The following is a 16,051-nucleotide window of genomic DNA, read 5'->3' as shown; positions in this document are numbered from 1 at the left end:
ACCTGTTTATCCGGCCTTGGAGCTGTTGCGATAGCGCCCCGGCGTCACTCCCACCAGCCGCTTGAAGTGCCGGGTGAGATGGGCCTGGTCGTGGAATCCGGTGAGCGCGGCGACCTCGGCGGGACTCTGCCCCGCGAGCAGGAGATGCCGAGCCCGGCTGACACGGCGGGAGTTGAGGTACTGGTGCGGCGCGATGCCGTAGGCGGCACTGAACGCCCGTACGAGATGCGCCGGATGAGCCTGTACGACCCCTGCCGCCGCCTCCAGCGACAGCCCCTCCACGACCCGCTCGTCGAGGAGTTCGCGCAGCCGGCGGGCGAGGGCGGGATCGCGGCGCGCGGGCCCGTCGTGCAGCGACGGCCGTAGGAGAGTCCTGAGCCGGTCGCCGATGAGGGTCAGCCTGGTCTCCGCCTCGAACTCCTCACCGGTCCTGGTCAGCGCCGTGTGCAACTGCCCCACCCGCTGCCGCAGTACGGGATCCCGCAGATCGGGGCCGTCGACGGCGGGCCCGATGAGCTCGTCGCCGAGATGGGTGCCGTCGAGATAGACGACCCGCTTGCGGAAGCCGTCCGGGGACACGGGCGAGCCGTTGTGCGGGACGTGCGGCGGCAGCAGCGACACGGTGTCGTCCGGCGTGCCGTGCTCGTGCCGGTCGAGGTCGTACCGTATGGCCCCGTCGTCCACGATGAGCAGCGTCCACGCCTCGTGCACATGCATCGGGTAGGCGTACTCGGTGAAGTGGGCGTGGAAGACCTCGGTGACGCCCGGAACGGCGGGGCGCCACGCGGTGACCTCCTGCGGGGGCATGGTTCTGGCCGCCATGCAAAGAACGTACAAGACGAGGCCGTACGACGCCCGCGAGTCTCATCCCATGAGTACTGAACCCATCCGCTTCGACACCAAGATCGCCGTCCTGCTGCGTGAGGACCTGGAGACCTGGCAGCGCCTGAACGTCACCGCGTTCCTCGTCAGCGGCCTGGGCACCCAGGCCCCGGAGGTCGTCGGCGAGCCGTACGAGGACGCCGACGGCGTGCCCTACATGCCGATGTTCCGGCAGCCGGTGCTGGTCTTCGAGGGCACCAAGGAGACGCTGAAGACGGCCCACACGCGCGTGCTGTCCCGTTCGCTCCCGCGCGCGCTCTTCACGAGCGACCTGTTCGCGACGGGCAACGACCGGGACAACCGCGCGGCGGTCCGGGCGGTCACGACGGGGGAACTGGACCTGGTGGGCCTCGCGGTGTACGGGCCGCGCAACGCCGTGGACAAGGTGCTCAAGGGTGCGCGGATGCATCCGTGACGGATCAGGCCGGGCTGGCCTCGGTGGCGGCGGACTTCTCGGATACGGCGGTCTCGGCGGCCGTATCCCCGGCCAGGCGGCGCATGAGGGCGGCGTAGCCCACCGCCGCCACCGTCCCGACGACCGCGCACAGCCCCCACAGCCACTCCGCCCCGAACCGGTCGATGACGAAACCGGACATCAGGGGCGCCACGAGGGCGGCGACGGACCAGGACAAGGTGTACATGCCCTGGTAGCGGCCGCGGCCGTGGGCGGGGGAGAGGCGGACGACGAGCCCGGTCTGGGTGGGCGCGTTGATCATCTCGCCCAGCGTCCACACGCAGACGGTGAGGGCGAAGAGGCCGACGGACCCGGCGAAGGCGGTGAGCCCGAAGCCGTATCCCGCCAGCAGGGACGAGACCACGAGGAGTCGCTGGGGGTCCCGGTCCTGGATGAACCGGGTCACCGGGATCTGCAGCGCGACGATCAGGACGCCGTTCAGCGCGATGGCCAGGCCGTAGTCGGCGGGCGTGAAACCGGCCTCGCCCATCGCGACGGGCAGTCCGATGGAACCCTGCTGGAAGATCACGGCGACCAGGAAGGACAGCCCCACGACACTCATGAACCGCCTGTCGCGCAGGACGGTCCCGAGGCCGACGTCCTCGCTCGCCCGGGTGGTCCGTGGTGCGGCGGGCCGGGACTCGGGCAGCTTGAGGAAGACGAGGACCGCGCAGACTGCGGTCATCGCGGCCTCGATCAGGAAGCCCGCGAGATAGCTGTACTCGGCGATGAACCCGGCGGCCATGGAGGAGACGGCGAAACCGAGGTTGATGGCCCAGTAGTTGAGCGAGAAGGCCCTGACCCGGTCCTCGGGCCGCACGATGTCGGCCATCATCGCCTGCACGGCCGGCCGGGAGGCGTTCGAGGCCATGCCGACCAGGAACGCGACGGCGGCGATGGCGACGGGATGGTGCATGAAGCCGAGCAGCGCGACGGAGGCGGCGGTGGCGGACTGCGCGACGAGCAGGGTCGGCCGCCGTCCGAGCCGGTCGGTCATCACCCCTGCCCCGATCGACGACACGACTCCGCCCAGCCCGTGCAGCGAGGCGACGAGACCGGCGTAGGAGGCGGAGTAGCCGCGGTCGAGTGTCAGGTACAGGGCCATGAAGGTGGCGACGAAGGCACCCAGCCGGTTGACGAGGGTGCTGGTCCACAGCCACCAGAACTCGCGGGGTAGCCCGGAGACGGTCTCGCGGGTGGCGCGTCTCAGGGTGGCGAGTGGCATGGACGATCCCCCGTGCGTAAGTGGCTCAGACAGTGAGCACAACTTACGAAAGTGAGGTGACGGCGGGCCACTCAATTAACAGATCCCGTCAACCGTCCGTCTGTCGAGCGGGCTCCACCCGGATCGAAGGCGTGGATTACGCTCATACGCATGGCCGACGCACCGTACAAGCTGATCCTCCTCCGCCACGGCGAGAGCGAATGGAACGCGAAGAACCTGTTCACCGGCTGGGTGGACGTCAACCTCAACGAGAAGGGCGAGAAGGAGGCAGTCCGCGGCGGCGAACTCCTGAAGGACGCCGACCTCCTGCCCGACGTGGTCCACACGTCCCTCCAGAAGCGCGCGATCCGCACCGCCCAGCTGGCGCTGGAGTCCGCGGACCGCCACTGGATCCCCGTCCACCGCTCCTGGCGCCTGAACGAGCGCCACTACGGCGCCCTCCAGGGCAAGGACAAGGCCCAGACCCTCGCGGAGTTCGGCGAGGAGCAGTTCATGCTGTGGCGCCGCTCCTACGACACCCCGCCGCCCCCGCTGTCGGACGACTCCGAGTTCTCCCAGGCGTCGGACCCGCGCTACGCCACGATCCCCCCGGAGCTCCGCCCCCGCACGGAGTGCCTGAAGGACGTCGTCGTCCGCATGCTCCCGTACTGGTACGACGGCATCGTCCCGGACCTCCTGACGGGCCGCACGGTCCTGGTCGCGGCCCACGGCAACAGCCTCCGCGCCCTGGTCAAGCACCTGGACGGCGTCTCCGACGCCGACATCGCGGGCCTCAACATCCCGACGGGCATCCCGCTGTACTACGAACTCGACGCGTCCTTCAACCCGGTCACCCCGGGCGGCAAGTACCTGGACCCGGAGGCGGCCGCGGCGGCCATCGAGGCGGTCAAGAATCAGGGAAAGAAGAAGTAGGGTTTACGATCACGCCCCTGACCCGCGCATATAGCGCGGCTCAGGGGCGTTTTTGCTTTGGGGAACGGAAGAGATGAATGGAAATAGCGATATGGTGCTCGTCAGCCGGTCTGCTCGACCGCGTTTATGAAACAGCATCGCTTCCAAGCTGCCACATTTCATAGTTCCCGCATTCTGCCGTGATCTCGGCAGTCTCCTGAGCCGCGGTGAAGAAGTCGTCGACCACCGGCGAGATGCGCGATGCCGCCATCGCGAGGCACACCTGGTCGGGCGCCAGATCCGGGATGGGCACATAGATGACGTCCGGATGTGAGTAGAACACGGACGCCGATCGGGCCAGGAACGAGATGCCCCGGCCGGCCGCGACATGCTCGAGCGTCTCGTCCACCCCGCGCACCAGGTACCCGGCGTTGGGGTGCGGGCGCCTGGTGGGCTGCGTGCTCGGGTCGGCATGCCAGACCAGCGGTTCGCCGGCCAGGTCGGCCTCGGTGACCTCCTCCTTGCCGGCCAACCGGTGGCCGGCGGGCAGCACCGCCACCCGCGGCTCGGCGTACAGCGGGGTGACGCGCAGGCCGGTCTCGTCGATGGGCAGCCGCACATAGGCGACGTCGATGCGGCCGTCGAGCAGCATCGCGGCCTGGTCGTCCCCTTCGATCCGCTGCACGTCCACCACCACGTCCGGGTGCCGGGCCTCGAACGCCCGCGTCGCCGGGATGACCGGGATGCCGGCCCGGAAACCGACCACCAGCCGCCGGCTGCCACGGGCTGCCGCGGACACCCGGCGGCGGACCGCGTGCGCGGAGGCGAGCAGCGGACCGGCGTCGGCCAGCAACTGTCGGCCCGCGTCGGTCAGCGCTACGCCATGGCGATCCCTGGTGAACAGCGCAGCGCCGAGATCCTGCTCCAGCGCGCGGATCTGCCGGCTGAGCACCGGCTGCGCGATATGCAGCTCATCGGCGGCGCGGCCGAAGTGCAACTGGTCGGCCACCGCGGCGAAGTAACGCAATTTACGCAGGTCCAGATCCATGGCATCTCCCAGGCCGGTGATGCCTTAAGGGTATCACCACGGCCAAAAGAAGTCTTGGACACCCGGCTGAGGCCAATGGCAACCTGAATAGGTGCCTATTGGGGCCGAAGTGAATTCGACACAACCCAGAATAAGCACTGTTTCGGATATCCATCAATTCAATGGAGTGATCGTGGGAAAGCTCGATGGCAAGGTAGCGGTGATCACCGGCGGATCCACCGGCATGGCACTGGCCGGCGCCAAACTGTTCGTCGAGGAAGGAGCGCACGTCTTCATCCAGGCCCGGCGGCAGGAAGCACTGGACGAGGCCGTCAAGCTGATCGGCCGCAACGTCACCGCCGTCCAGGGTGACGCGGCCGAACTGGACGACCTGGACCGCTTGTTCGACACCGTCAAGCGGGAAAAGGGCTCGATCGACGTGCTGTGGGCCAGCGCCGGGATGGGCGAACCCGCCGCCCTCGGCGAGATCACCGAGGAACAGTTCCACCGCGCCTTCTCGCTCAACGCGCGCGGCACCCTGTTCACCGTGCAGAAGGCACTGCCGCTGATCAACGACAACGGCTCGATCTTCATGACCGGATCCAACGCCTCCCTCGGCGCCTTCCCCGGCTGGAGCCTCTACGCGGGAAGCAAAGCCGTCCAGCAGGCCTGGGCCCGCGTCTGGCTCAACGAACTGCGCGACCGCAAGATCCGGGTCAACGTCCTGACCCCCGGCCAGGTCGCCACGGCCAAGCAGGAGGAACTGTTCGACGAGGCAACCAGGGCCCAATTCGAGTCCCTGATCCCCCGCGGAAAGATGGGCCGCCCCGAGGAAATCGCCACCGTCGCCCTGTTCCTCGCCTCCGACGACTCCAGCTACGTCAACGGCCTGGAACTGGTCACCGACGGCGGCACCACCGCCATCTGAACTCCTCGAGAACAGGAAGAGAGCACACCTCATGAGCAGCATCACCCTCATCGGTACGGGGAACATGGCCCGAACCATCGGCACGCTCGCGGTGGCGGGCGGCAACACCGTCGAGGTCATGGGACGCGATCAGTCCAAGGCCGATGACCTGGCCAAGGTTCTGGGCGGCGGCGGCGCGACGACGGGCAAGTGGGGCGCCGTACCGGCCGGGGACATCGTCATCACGGCCCTGTTGTACGACGGTGTCGTTCCGGTCGTCGCCGAGTACGGCGACGCCCTCGCGGGCAAGGTCATCGTCGACATCAGCAACCCCTTCAACGCCACGTTCGACGGACTGGCCCACAGCGAGGAGACCTCGATCGCGCAGGAGGTCGCCAAGGTGGCCCCGGCCGGCGCCGGCGTGGTGAAGGCCTTCAACACCATCTTCCGCAATGTCCTGGAGAAGGGCCGGCCCAACGTCTTCATCGCCGGCGACGATGAGCAGGCCAAGGCGGACGTGGCGGCATTCATCGAGAGCCTCGGGCTGCGCCCGCTGGACGTCGGCGGCCTGAAAATGGCGCACTGGCTGGAAGGAATGGGCTTGGTCACGGTGGGCCTCGCCGGCAACGGGGTCGGACACTGGGACTTCGCCCTCGGCATCAACGAATTCACCGGCTGAGCCCCCCGGGGCCGAGCAGTCGGCGAGTCCTGATCAACGACTCGGCGACAGCTGGTCGTAACCCACGAACTCGAAGATCCGCGTGCCCGGTCGGAGGGGGACAGGGGCCGCGTCGAAGCGGTGTACGCCGACCGACTGGACCTGGTCCGCGTCCGTGAGCCACTCGCGGGTGAAGCCCCGCTGCTCGAACCACTCGCAGATCTGCGGGACTCGGTCGGGAGGATTGCGGTGGCGGGTCCAGATGACCCGGGCGCCGGGAGCGCACAGGTGCGTGCATGCGTCCACCGTGCGCTCGATGTCCGCGTCCGTGATGTTGCCTAACACCCCGCAGAGCAGGACGAGATGGGCCGGGGTCAGGTCGGCGTAGTGGTCGAGGAGGGCTGCGTCCGCGGCGAGCGTCTCGACGCCGGGCAGGCCGAAAGCGGCGGCGGTCGCCTTCGCCGCGGCCACGTTCGCCGGATCCAGTTCCACCAGACGGGCGCGGACGTCCTCGCGCCGTGGGTGCGAGGGCAGCACGCCCAGCAGGTCGCGGCCCTGGCCGGCGCACAGGCTGACCACCCGGAGCGGGCCGGGTGGGGAGGCGTCCAGGGCCAGGCGGATCCGGTCCTGGACCGCGCGCAGGCGCAGGGCCAGCGGTGACTGGGGGGCGTCGTAACGGTCGTGCCACTTCTGCCAGTCCATGCGCGGGACCCTACGAGCGTTCCGGACGTGGCTCCAACCGATATTCGCGGGACGCGAGCCGACCTGCCACGAGGGGCCCCGACGTCACCCGGGGCCCCTCGTCGTCGTACGAGATCCAGCCGTACCGGATTCAGCCGCACTGGCACGGATTGCCCGACTGGCACCCGCACCCGCAGCCCGAGCCGCAGCCGCACGCGCCGATGACCGTCAGGGTCCTGATCGCGGCGGGCTGCTCGGTCGGACGTTCCTGTGTGGGGTCGGGCTGGGGAGTGCTGGGGGATTCGGCCATGGGTCCCTCCTCGAGGCGAGGGCCAGAACGTCCCGACTGTCGGACCAGGCCCTGTACCCATTGCATGCCCGCTCCACTGGGCGCATCAACGGCGCACAGAGGCTTGCGCACGGCCGGAACGGGACCCGGCACACCCGGGAACACTCCGGGAGGGGTCAGGCCCCTTCCACTCCCGTCACCGGCTGGATGTCCTGCTGGAGGTCGTCCGCGTGCTCACCCGTCACCAGGTACACCACCCGCTTGGCGACCGACACCGCGTGGTCGGCGAACCGCTCGTAGTAGCGGCCGAGCAGCGTCACGTCGACCGCCGTCTCGATGCCGTGCTTCCACTTGTCGTCCAGCAGGTGCTGGAAGAGCGTGCGGTGCAGCAGGTCCATCTCGTCGTCGTCCTGCTCCAGCTGGAGCGCGAGGTCGACGTCCTTGGTGACGATGACCTCGGCGGCCTTCGCCATCAGACGCTGGGCGAGCTGGCCCATCTCCAGGATGGTCGCGTGCAGGTCGTTCGGGATCGCACGCTCCGGGAAGCGCAGCCGGGCCAGCTTCGCCACGTGCTGGGCCAGGTCGCCGGAGCGCTCCAGGTCGGCCGACATGCGCAGCGAGGTGACGACGATACGGAGGTCCGTAGCCACCGGCTGCTGCCGGGCGAGCAGCGCTATCGCCCGGGCCTCCAGGTCGTGCTGGAGGTCGTCCACCTTCTGGTCGGCCTCGATCACGCTCTCGGCCAGCTTCAGGTCGGAGTCGAGGATGGCCGTCGTGGCGCGTCCGATCGCCGAGCCGACCAGCCGGGCCATCTCCACCAGACCGTCGCCGATCGAATCAAGTTCCTCGTGGTACGCGTCCCGCATCAGGGTTCCCTCTCGTACGTCAATCCTGTGGGTTCCAGGGGCCGAAACCGGCCGTGAAACCGGTGCTGCGTACCCCACGCTCCCACGTTCGGCCCTGTACGCGTCCGTTTCCGCCCTCCCAAATGAACCACTACTGGCTCCAAGGTGAACTCTGGGCGACGAGTGTTCGAGCTCGCACTCGGACGGCTGTGGCCAGGACCGATCCCATGCCTAACCTGGAGGCATGGACGTGAACGCGGCGGTCGCCGCAGCGGCAGCGATCGCCGGTGTGCTCACCGGTGTCATCGCCATGCTGGCGTTCCGCTGGAGCGAGCGGGAGCAGAAACGCCCCACCCGCACCTCCCTGCACACGGACCCGGTGCTTCCGCCGGGCGTGGACACCGTCCTCTCCGTGCTCCGCTCCTCGGCCGTGGTCCTCGACGAGGCCGACGCCGTGGTCAAGGCCAGCTCCGCCGCGTACGCCCTCGGGCTGGTCCGCGGCGGCAAGCTCTCCGTCGAGCCGATGCTCCAGATGGCCCGGGACACCAGGAGGGACGGGGAGATACGGCAGGTCGAGCTGGACCTCCCCAGGCGGGGGACGGGACGCGGGGAGGCACTCGCGGTCTCCGCGCGCGTCGCGCCCCTCGGCTCCCGGCTGGTGCTGCTCCTCGTGGAGGACCTCACCGAGGCCCGGCGGATCGAAGCAGTACGGCGCGACTTCGTCGCGAACGTCAGCCATGAGCTCAAGACCCCCGTCGGCGCGCTCTCCCTCCTGTCCGAGGCCGTCATGGACGCCTCCGAGGACCCGGAGGCCGTGGAGCGCTTCGCCGGCCGGATGCAGATCGAGGCCACCCGTCTGACCAGCCTGGTCCAGGAGCTCATCGACCTCTCCCGGGTGCAGAACGACGACCCGCTGGAGGACGCCGAGCCCGTCCGCGTGGACGAGCTGGTCGCCGAGGCCATCGACCGGTGCCGGCACCAGGCGGGCACCAAGCAGATCACCATGGCCGCCGCCGGCGCGGCCGAGCTGCGCGTCTGGGGCAACCGCGGCCAGCTCGCCGCCGCTCTCGGCAACCTCGTCGAGAACGCCGTCAACTACTCGCCCGCCCGCACCCGGGTCGGCATAGCCGCCCGCCGGGTGTCCGTGCCGAGCGGCGACCTGATCGAGGTCGCCGTCACCGACCAGGGCATCGGCATCTCCGACAAGGACAAGGAGCGCATCTTCGAGCGCTTCTACCGCGTCGACCCGGCCCGTTCCCGCCAGACCGGCGGTACCGGACTCGGTCTCGCGATCGTCAAGCACGTGGCCGCCTCGCACGGCGGGGAGGTCACGGTGTGGAGTTCTGAGGGACAGGGCTCCACGTTCACCCTCAGGCTGCCGGAGGCGGGCGCGGCCCGCGACCGCGCGCTCCAGCACCCCGACCTCGACGACGAGGACGGGCCCACTCCCGAGTCGGCTTCTTACGACCCGCTTCCCGCCCCGGAGGTCCTTCCGTGACCCGAGTGCTCGTCGTCGAGGACGAGGAGTCCTTCTCCGACGCCCTTTCCTACATGCTCCGCAAAGAGGGCTTCGAGGTCGCTGTCGCGACCACGGGCCCCGACGGACTCGACGAGTTCGATCGCAACGGAGCCGACCTCGTCCTCCTCGACCTGATGCTGCCGGGCCTGCCCGGCACGGAGGTCTGCCGCCAGCTGCGCGGCCGCTCCAACGTCCCCGTCATCATGGTGACCGCCAAGGACAGCGAGATCGACAAGGTCGTCGGCCTGGAAATAGGAGCCGATGACTATGTCACCAAGCCGTTCTCCTCGCGCGAGCTGGTCGCCCGCATCCGCGCCGTCCTGCGCCGCCGCGGCGAGCCCGAGGAGGTCACCCCGGCCGCCCTGGAGGCCGGTCCGGTCCGCATGGACGTGGACCGCCACGTGGTCACGGTCTCCGGCTCCAAGGTCGACCTGCCCCTCAAGGAGTTCGACCTGCTGGAGATGCTGCTGCGCAACGCCGGCCGCGTCCTGACCCGCATGCAGCTCATCGACCGGGTCTGGGGGGCCGACTACGTCGGTGACACCAAGACCCTCGACGTCCACGTCAAGCGCCTGCGCGCCAAGATCGAGCCGGACCCGGGCGCGCCGAGGTACCTGGTGACGGTGCGGGGTCTCGGCTACAAGTTCGAGCCGTAAAGAGGAACGCCTCACGTAACGCCGAAGGGCGGGACCTCCTCGGAGGGCCCGCCCTTCGGCGTCGTACGACGGTCTCGTACGGCTGCTCAGTGGCTCGCGGCCGACTCGGTGGCCGTCGCGCTCGCGGAGGCCGCGTCGGTCGGCGTGGCCGCGCCCGTCGGGGTCGCGGAGCCGGTCGGGGTCCCGGAGCCGGTCGGCTTCGGCGAGGTCTGCGGCGCCGACGGGACGGCGGTCGGGCCCCACTTGGTGAAGTAGCTGTCGGCCGGGACCACGAAGGCGCGCAGGCTCACGTCACCGGTCGTGCTGAAGGTGAAGGTGACCTTCTGGGCGTTGCCGTCCTTGACGCTCTCGCCGATCTCGGCCACCGCGGCGGAGGCGTTGCCCTTGCCGCCCAGGATGACGGAGCCGTGGGCCGGGACGGTCACCTTGCTCTTCCCCTTGGCGGGCGTGATCTCGGCGCTGCCGCCGCCCTCGACGCGCACGGCGTCCAGCGTCTGCGCGGTGCCGGTGGTGTTGAAGAGGGTGGCGGAGACCACGGCGGGGCCCTTGGTCTCGCCCGAGGCCTCGGTGGTGGGCTGGGTGATGACCACGACGTTCTGGAGACTGATGCCGCCGACGCTGGTCTCCGCGTTGTCCGGCTTGACCTCCAGCGTCTGGGCGTTGTTTCCGGCCGCGCACGCGGAGAGCGCGGTGACCGAGAACGCGATGGCGGCGGCGGCGAGGACGCCGCGTCGAAGGCTGCTGCTCACGGCGGCGGCAACTCCTTGACTTGAGCGAGGCGGCCGTAAAGCCGCGCTAAGTGTCTGTCAGCGGCCTCAGGTTACCGAGCCGTTCCCGCCGGGCCGCACCCGACCCTCCCCAAGCGGCGTATCTCTCCGGTCACTCGGGTTCACAAGTGACTCGTGAGTCACTTCCGCACCGCACTCCGGCGCTCGTCCGGCATTCACATAAGAGCCTTCGGCATCCAGTAGCAAAACTTCCGTGAAGGAATGCGCGATCGCCCCCGGAATTGATCACCGGATGATCCGTCCGGCTCGTGTGATCAATTCCTGAATCGGCGCGGAACCGACTCCTGGCTCCGAACGGAGTAGCGTAAGTCGCACACGTGGAACCGGACATTTGTGGACGTTAGTCCATCTGGAAGGGCTTCCGGATGTGTGTAACGTACGCGTTTCACCTCGCCCGGAGAGCTGCTCCGACCTGCGAATACCTGCTTCCGCTCGGCCCGCGCAGCACGTTCCTGTTGCTGTTGTCAAGCCCCGAGATATGCCCTGACCTGCGAAAACGCCATTCAGAACCCGCAGTTTCCGTGTTACCCTGGATAGCCACGGAAGGGGTACCTGTCACATGACGTTCAAGGTTGGCGACACCGTGGTCTATCCCCATCACGGGGCCGCGCTGATCGAGGCTATCGAAACTCGCCAGATCAAAGGCGTGGACAAGACCTACTTGGTTCTGAAGGTCGCCCAGGGTGACCTGACGGTGCGTGTGCCAGCGGACAATGCGGAGTTCGTCGGCGTGCGTGATGTGGTCGGTCAGGATGGGCTGGACCGGGTCTTCGAGGTGCTGCGCGCACCGTACGCCGAGGAGCCCACGAACTGGTCCCGTCGATACAAGGCAAACCTGGAGAAGCTCGCCTCCGGCGATGTCATCAAGGTCGCGGAAGTCGTGCGCGACCTGTGGCGTCGTGAGCGCGAGCGCGGACTCTCCGCAGGTGAGAAGCGCATGCTCGCCAAGGCTCGGCAGATCCTGGTGAGCGAACTCGCCCTCGCGGAGAACACCAACGAGGACAAGGCCGAGGCGCTGCTCGACGAGGTTCTCGCGTCCTGAGCGGTTCCTGTGCAGGCACCTTGCCCGCTCAGCTCAGCACACACTGAATCCGAATTGCCGCACTGAAATGCCGCGGTGCCCGATGACGCAACTGCTGTCGCCGGGCGCTGCGGCATGTCTGTCTCCGGATGCCGGGCCTACGACGCCCCGTACTGACGTGCGCGTGTTCCTCTCGGAGAAAGATCCCCCGATACTTGGCGTGCCGGGCCCGGGCAGCAGGCTCGACCGGTGTCACGGAAGGGTCCGGTCAAGGCGTCGCGCCCGGCACGCTGTCTCCGTACCCACGTTGGCCGAGCACACAAACCTGACAGGAACCGATGTCTGACGTTTCGCGCCCTTCGCCCGCCGAAGCACGTGCGGAAGCCCGCACCGCGGTGGTGATTCCTGCCGCCGGAAGGGGTGTACGCCTCGGTCCGGGCGCCCCCAAAGCGCTCCGCGCGCTGAACGGCACCCCCATGCTGATCCACGCGGTCCGTGCGATGGCCGCGTCCCGTGCCGTCTCCCTGGTCGTCGTCGTGGCCCCGCCCGACGGCGCCGGCGAGGTCAAGTCGCTCCTCGACGCCCACGCGTTGCCCGAGCGGACGGACTTCCTCGTCGTCCCGGGTGGTGACTCCCGTCAGGAATCGGTCCGGCTCGGCCTGGACGCCCTGCCCGCCGACTTCGGCATCGTCCTGGTCCATGACGCGGCCCGCCCGCTCGTCCCGGTCGACACGGTCGACGCGGTCATCGAGGCCGTACGGGAGGGCGCGCCCGCCGTCGTCCCGGCGCTGCCCCTCGCGGACACCGTGAAGGAGGTCGAGCCGGCGACCGCTCCCGGTGAGCCGGAGCCGGTGGTGGCGACCCCGGTCCGCGCACGCCTGCGTGCCGTACAGACACCCCAGGGCTTCGACCGGTCGACCCTGATCCGCGCCCACGAGAGCGTCACCGAGGACGTCACCGACGACGCGAGCATGGTCGAGCAGCTGGGCCTCACGGTCATGGTCGTGCCCGGCCACGAGGAGGCCTTCAAGGTGACCCGCCCGCTGGACCTGGTCCTCGCGGAGGCGGTCCTGGCCCGCAGGAGGCTCAACGATGGCTTCTGAGTCCGTGTTGCCGCAGGTCGGCATCGGCACCGACATCCACGCCTTCGAGGAGGGCCGCGAGTTGTGGTGCGCCGGCCTGAAGTGGGAGGGCGAGGGCACGGGCCTCGCCGGCCACTCCGACGCGGACGTCGTCGCCCACGCCGCGTGCAACGCGCTCTTCTCCGCGGCCGGCCTCGGCGACCTGGGACAGCACTTCGGTACCGGCCGCCCCGAGTGGTCGGGTGCATCGGGCGTCACCCTGTTGACGGAGGCGGCCCGGATCGTGCGCGCGGCGGGCTTCCGGATCGGCAACATCGCCGTACAAGTGGTGGGCCCGCGGCCGAAGATCGGCAAGCGCAGGGACGAGGCGCAGAAAATCCTGTCGGAGGCGGCGGGAGCCCCGGTGTCGGTGTCGGGGGCGACCACGGACGGCCTCGGCTTCCCGGGGCGCGGCGAGGGTCTGATGGCGGTCGCGACGGCCTTGGTCGTCAGGGAAGGGTGACAATTGGTCGTAAGGGAAGGGTGACAAAAGGACTGCTCCACGCACCCCCCTCGGCCCACTACCCTAGGTCCCGTGACTATTCGCCTGTACGACACCAGCGCCCGGCAGATCCGTGACTTCGCCCCGCTCACGCCGGGCTGTGTCTCGATCTACCTGTGTGGTGCCACCGTGCAGGCAGCCCCGCACATCGGGCACGTCCGCTCCTACCTGAACTTCGACATCATGCGCCGCTGGTTCCAGTACCGCGGCTACGACGTCACGTTCATCCGCAACGTCACCGACATCGACGACAAGATCATCGCCAAGGCGGCCGAGCAGAAGCGCCCCTGGTGGTCGATCGGGTACGAGAACGAGCGCGCGTTCAACGACGGCTACGCCGCCCTCGGCTGCCTCCCGCCCACCTACGAGCCGCGTGCCACCGGGCACGTGACCGAGATGGTCGAGATGATGCAGGGCCTCATCGAGCGCGGCCACGCCTACGAGTCCGACGGCAACGTCTACTTCGACGTGCGTTCCTTCCCGGGCTACCTGGAGCTGTCGCGGCAGGAGCTGGACAACCTGCTCCAGCCGTCCGGCGACGGCGAGACCGGCAAGCGGGACCCGCGTGACTTCGCCATGTGGAAGTCCGCCAAGCCGGGTGAGCCGACCTGGCCCACGCCGTGGGGCCGCGGCCGCCCCGGCTGGCACCTGGAGTGCTCGGCGATGGCCCACAAGTACCTGGGCACCGCCTTCGACATCCACGGCGGCGGCCTCGACCTGATCTTCCCGCACCACGAGAACGAGATCGCCCAGGCCAAGGCCTTCGGCGACGACTTCGCGCAGTACTGGGTGCACAACGCCTGGGTCACCATGGCCGGCGACAAGATGTCCAAGTCGCTGGGCAACTCGGTGCTCGTGTCCGAGATGGTCGAGGAGTGGCGGCCGATCGTGCTGCGCTACTACCTCGGCACCCCGCACTACCGCTCGATGATCGAGTACAGCGAGGACGCCCTGCGCGAGGCCGAGTCGGCGTTCGCGCGAATCGAGGGCTTCGTGCAGCGGGTGGTCGAGAAGGCCGGTCCCGTGGAGCCCGCCGCCGAGGTGCCGCCCGCGTTCGCCGAGGCGATGGACGACGACCTGGGCGTGCCGCAGGCCCTCGCCATCGTGCACACCACCGTCCGGCAGGGCAACAGCGCCCTCGCGGCCGACGACAAGGAAGCCGCGGTGGCCCGCCTCGCCGAGGTGCGCGCCATGCTCGGCGTCCTCGGCCTCGACCCGCTCGACGCGCACTGGGCCGGCGAGTCCGACCGCGGCGACGACCTGCACGGCGTCGTGGACAGCCTCGTGCGCCTGGTCCTCGACCAGCGGGAGGCGGCCCGCGCCCGCAAGGACTGGGCCACCGCGGACGCCATCCGCGACCAGCTGAGCCAGTCGGGGCTGACCATCGAGGACGGTCCGCAGGGACCGCGCTGGACACTGGGTCCCCGCTAGCCCCTTTCTTGATCGATTGTGCCGCCCGGCCCTCCGGGCGGCACACTGCATAGACGTACGAACACTTCACCGACACAGACACTCACGTAGAACAGGTAGGTCATGGCAGCCAACAACCGCCGCATGTCCGGCAAGAAGGGCGCGCAGGTCGGCAGCGGCGGCCAGCGGCGCAGGGGCCTGGAGGGCAAGGGGCCGACCCCGCCCGCCGAGATGCGCAAGGGCCACAAGAAGAACCGTGTCGCCAACGCCAAGGCGAAGCAGGCGGTACGCCGTCCCGTGGCGCGCGGCCGGGGCGGCAAGGGCACCTCGGAGATGGTCGTCGGCCGCAACCCCGTCGTCGAGGCGCTGCGCGAGGGCGTGCCCGCGGTGACGCTCTACGTCCAGCAGTTCATCGACAACGACGAGCGGGTGCGCGAGGCGCTCCAGCTCGTCGCCGACCGCGGCGGCGTCCACCTCATGGAGGCCCCCCGCCCCGAGCTCGACCGCATGACCAACGGACTCAACCACCAGGGCCTGGTCCTCCAGGTCCCGCCGTACGAGTACGCCCACCCCGAGGACCTCGCGGGCGCCGCCTACGACGAGGGGCAGGATCCACTGATCGTGGCCCTCGACGGCGTGACCGACCCGCGCAACCTCGGTGCCGCCGTACGCTCCGTCTCCGCCTTCGGCGGCCACGGCGTCCTCGTGCCCGAACGGCGCGCGGCCGGCATGACCGCCGGTGCGTGGAAGTCGTCCGCCGGTACGGCCGCCCGCACCCCCGTCGCCCGCTGCACCAACCTGACGCGCGCGCTGGAGGCGTACAAGAAGCAGGGCATCGCGGTCGTCGGCCTCGCCGCCGACGGCGAGCACGAGATCGGTGAGCTGGCAGCCCTCGGTGGTCCCGTCGTCATCGTGGTCGGCAGCGAGGGCAAGGGCCTGTCCCGCCTCGTCGGCGAGACCTGCGACTACCGGGTGCGAATCCCGATGCCGGGCGGCGCCGAGTCGCTGAACGCCGGTGTGGCGGCGGGAATCGTGCTGTACGAGGCGGCTCGTCGGCGGGCCTGAACGGCTGTTCGGCGCAGTCCCCCACATGGGGTGTTCCTGGCGTACGGGGCAAGCTTGACGGGGTCCGGACAGATCCGGCGAGTCAAAGCAGTGTCCTAAGCACACGTCAC

18 protein-coding genes are annotated in these 16,051 nt (G+C 69.4%); 11 read left to right on the top strand and 7 right to left on the bottom strand.

Annotation, left to right across the window (positions count from 1 at the left end; genetic code table 11):
* Positions 1-6 precede the first annotated feature (6 nt).
* Positions 7-822, bottom strand: a complete 816-nt coding sequence (locus tag RNB18_RS34000) for a helix-turn-helix transcriptional regulator (RefSeq protein WP_311717937.1) — start codon at positions 820-822, stop codon at positions 7-9.
* A gap of 49 nt (positions 823-871) precedes the next feature.
* On the opposite strand from RNB18_RS34000, the gene RNB18_RS33995 reads away from it, so the two are divergent.
* Positions 872-1,297: a DUF2000 domain-containing protein gene (locus RNB18_RS33995; RefSeq protein WP_311717936.1), complete on the top strand. Its 426-nt coding sequence runs from the start codon at positions 872-874 to the stop codon at positions 1,295-1,297.
* 4 nt (positions 1,298-1,301) lie between these two features.
* Here the strand turns inward: RNB18_RS33995 and RNB18_RS33990 are convergent, their stop codons facing one another.
* Complete coding sequence (locus tag RNB18_RS33990) at positions 1,302-2,561, bottom strand: MDR family MFS transporter (RefSeq protein ID WP_311717935.1); 1,260 nt, start codon at positions 2,559-2,561, stop codon at positions 1,302-1,304.
* Positions 2,562-2,711: 150 nt separating this feature from the next.
* Here RNB18_RS33990 and RNB18_RS33985 point away from each other — a divergent pair, with 150 nt between their 5' ends.
* The gene (locus RNB18_RS33985; RefSeq protein ID WP_057608717.1) at positions 2,712-3,473 is read left to right on the top strand and encodes a phosphoglyceromutase; all 762 of its coding nucleotides are present in this window, start codon (positions 2,712-2,714) and stop codon (positions 3,471-3,473) included.
* 124 nt (positions 3,474-3,597) lie between these two features.
* Here the strand turns inward: RNB18_RS33985 and RNB18_RS33980 are convergent, their stop codons facing one another.
* The gene (locus tag RNB18_RS33980; protein WP_311717934.1) at positions 3,598-4,500 is read right to left on the bottom strand and encodes a LysR family transcriptional regulator; all 903 of its coding nucleotides are present in this window, start codon (positions 4,498-4,500) and stop codon (positions 3,598-3,600) included.
* Between the two features lie 172 nt (positions 4,501-4,672).
* Here RNB18_RS33980 and RNB18_RS33975 point away from each other — a divergent pair, with 172 nt between their 5' ends.
* Positions 4,673-5,407, top strand: coding sequence for an SDR family NAD(P)-dependent oxidoreductase (locus RNB18_RS33975; RefSeq protein WP_311717933.1), 735 nt, complete (start codon positions 4,673-4,675; stop codon positions 5,405-5,407).
* A 31-nt stretch (positions 5,408-5,438) separates the two neighbouring features.
* A complete protein-coding gene (locus RNB18_RS33970; RefSeq protein ID WP_311717932.1) occupies positions 5,439-6,065 on the top strand; it encodes an NADPH-dependent F420 reductase in 627 nt (208 codons plus the stop codon).
* 33 nt (positions 6,066-6,098) lie between these two features.
* Here RNB18_RS33970 and RNB18_RS33965 read toward each other — a convergent pair whose 3' ends face one another.
* From RNB18_RS33965 to phoU, 3 genes are all read right to left on the bottom strand, one after another.
* Entirely contained in the window at positions 6,099-6,746 is a 648-nt protein-coding gene (locus tag RNB18_RS33965) for an SAM-dependent methyltransferase (RefSeq protein WP_311717931.1), read from the bottom strand.
* A gap of 130 nt (positions 6,747-6,876) precedes the next feature.
* Positions 6,877-7,035 carry a hypothetical protein gene (locus tag RNB18_RS33960; RefSeq protein ID WP_167348002.1) on the bottom strand — a complete coding sequence of 53 codons (159 nt, stop codon included), beginning with the start codon at positions 7,033-7,035 and terminating at the stop codon, positions 6,877-6,879.
* A 155-nt stretch (positions 7,036-7,190) separates the two neighbouring features.
* Positions 7,191-7,880, bottom strand: coding sequence for a phosphate signaling complex protein PhoU (gene phoU / locus RNB18_RS33955; RefSeq protein WP_266563049.1), 690 nt, complete (start codon positions 7,878-7,880; stop codon positions 7,191-7,193).
* Between the two features lie 223 nt (positions 7,881-8,103).
* Here phoU and RNB18_RS33950 point away from each other — a divergent pair, with 223 nt between their 5' ends.
* Both RNB18_RS33950 and RNB18_RS33945 read left to right on the top strand, forming a co-directional pair.
* Entirely contained in the window at positions 8,104-9,357 is a 1,254-nt protein-coding gene (locus tag RNB18_RS33950) for a sensor histidine kinase (protein WP_057608683.1), read from the top strand.
* Complete coding sequence (locus RNB18_RS33945; protein WP_030043517.1) at positions 9,354-10,034, top strand: response regulator transcription factor; 681 nt, start codon at positions 9,354-9,356, stop codon at positions 10,032-10,034. Before RNB18_RS33950 ends, RNB18_RS33945 begins: the two co-directional genes overlap by 4 nt.
* Before the next feature lie 86 nt (positions 10,035-10,120).
* Here the strand turns inward: RNB18_RS33945 and RNB18_RS33940 are convergent, their stop codons facing one another.
* On the bottom strand, positions 10,121-10,783 hold the full coding sequence (locus RNB18_RS33940) for a copper chaperone PCu(A)C (RefSeq protein WP_311717930.1): 663 nt from the start codon (positions 10,781-10,783) through the stop codon (positions 10,121-10,123).
* Positions 10,784-11,381: 598 nt separating this feature from the next.
* On the opposite strand from RNB18_RS33940, the gene RNB18_RS33935 reads away from it, so the two are divergent.
* The 5 genes from RNB18_RS33935 to rlmB all read left to right on the top strand — a co-directional run bounded on the left by RNB18_RS33935 (position 11,382) and on the right by rlmB (position 15,941).
* Entirely contained in the window at positions 11,382-11,864 is a 483-nt protein-coding gene (locus tag RNB18_RS33935; protein ID WP_003953493.1) for a CarD family transcriptional regulator, read from the top strand.
* A gap of 317 nt (positions 11,865-12,181) precedes the next feature.
* Positions 12,182-12,946 carry a 2-C-methyl-D-erythritol 4-phosphate cytidylyltransferase gene (gene ispD / locus RNB18_RS33930; protein ID WP_311717929.1) on the top strand — a complete coding sequence of 255 codons (765 nt, stop codon included), beginning with the start codon at positions 12,182-12,184 and terminating at the stop codon, positions 12,944-12,946.
* The gene (ispF, locus tag RNB18_RS33925; RefSeq protein WP_057608680.1) at positions 12,936-13,427 is read left to right on the top strand and encodes a 2-C-methyl-D-erythritol 2,4-cyclodiphosphate synthase; all 492 of its coding nucleotides are present in this window, start codon (positions 12,936-12,938) and stop codon (positions 13,425-13,427) included. The genes ispD and ispF overlap by 11 nt, the downstream gene beginning before the upstream one ends.
* Before the next feature lie 72 nt (positions 13,428-13,499).
* Entirely contained in the window at positions 13,500-14,897 is a 1,398-nt protein-coding gene (cysS, locus tag RNB18_RS33920; protein WP_311717928.1) for a cysteine--tRNA ligase, read from the top strand.
* Between the two features lie 102 nt (positions 14,898-14,999).
* Positions 15,000-15,941, top strand: a complete 942-nt coding sequence (gene rlmB / locus RNB18_RS33915; RefSeq protein WP_311717927.1) for a 23S rRNA (guanosine(2251)-2'-O)-methyltransferase RlmB — start codon at positions 15,000-15,002, stop codon at positions 15,939-15,941.
* Positions 15,942-16,051 lie beyond the last annotated feature (110 nt).

The organism is Streptomyces doebereineriae, from assembly GCF_031845645.1.
Lineage (GTDB): Bacteria > Actinomycetota > Actinomycetes > Streptomycetales > Streptomycetaceae > Streptomyces > Streptomyces canus.
This window is presented reverse-complemented; position numbering and strand designations above follow the sequence as displayed.

Excerpts from the sequence above, each read along its gene's own strand:
- RNB18_RS34000 (WP_311717937.1), bottom strand. The coding sequence starts at position 822 with ATGGCGGCCAGAACCATGCCCCCGCAGGAGGTCACCGCGTGGCGCCCC.
- RNB18_RS33995 (WP_311717936.1), top strand. The coding sequence starts at position 872 with ATGAGTACTGAACCCATCCGCTTCGACACCAAGATCGCCGTCCTGCTG.
- RNB18_RS33990 (WP_311717935.1), bottom strand. The coding sequence starts at position 2,561 with ATGCCACTCGCCACCCTGAGACGCGCCACCCGCGAGACCGTCTCCGGG.
- RNB18_RS33985 (WP_057608717.1), top strand. The coding sequence starts at position 2,712 with ATGGCCGACGCACCGTACAAGCTGATCCTCCTCCGCCACGGCGAGAGC.
- RNB18_RS33980 (WP_311717934.1), bottom strand. The coding sequence starts at position 4,500 with ATGGATCTGGACCTGCGTAAATTGCGTTACTTCGCCGCGGTGGCCGAC.
- RNB18_RS33970 (WP_311717932.1), top strand. The coding sequence starts at position 5,439 with ATGAGCAGCATCACCCTCATCGGTACGGGGAACATGGCCCGAACCATC.
- RNB18_RS33965 (WP_311717931.1), bottom strand. The coding sequence starts at position 6,746 with ATGGACTGGCAGAAGTGGCACGACCGTTACGACGCCCCCCAGTCACCG.
- RNB18_RS33960 (WP_167348002.1), bottom strand. The coding sequence starts at position 7,035 with ATGGCCGAATCCCCCAGCACTCCCCAGCCCGACCCCACACAGGAACGT.
- phoU (WP_266563049.1), bottom strand. The coding sequence starts at position 7,880 with ATGCGGGACGCGTACCACGAGGAACTTGATTCGATCGGCGACGGTCTG.
- RNB18_RS33950 (WP_057608683.1), top strand. The coding sequence starts at position 8,104 with ATGGACGTGAACGCGGCGGTCGCCGCAGCGGCAGCGATCGCCGGTGTG.
- RNB18_RS33935 (WP_003953493.1), top strand. The coding sequence starts at position 11,382 with ATGACGTTCAAGGTTGGCGACACCGTGGTCTATCCCCATCACGGGGCC.
- ispD (WP_311717929.1), top strand. The coding sequence starts at position 12,182 with ATGTCTGACGTTTCGCGCCCTTCGCCCGCCGAAGCACGTGCGGAAGCC.
- ispF (WP_057608680.1), top strand. The coding sequence starts at position 12,936 with ATGGCTTCTGAGTCCGTGTTGCCGCAGGTCGGCATCGGCACCGACATC.
- rlmB (WP_311717927.1), top strand. The coding sequence starts at position 15,000 with ATGGCAGCCAACAACCGCCGCATGTCCGGCAAGAAGGGCGCGCAGGTC.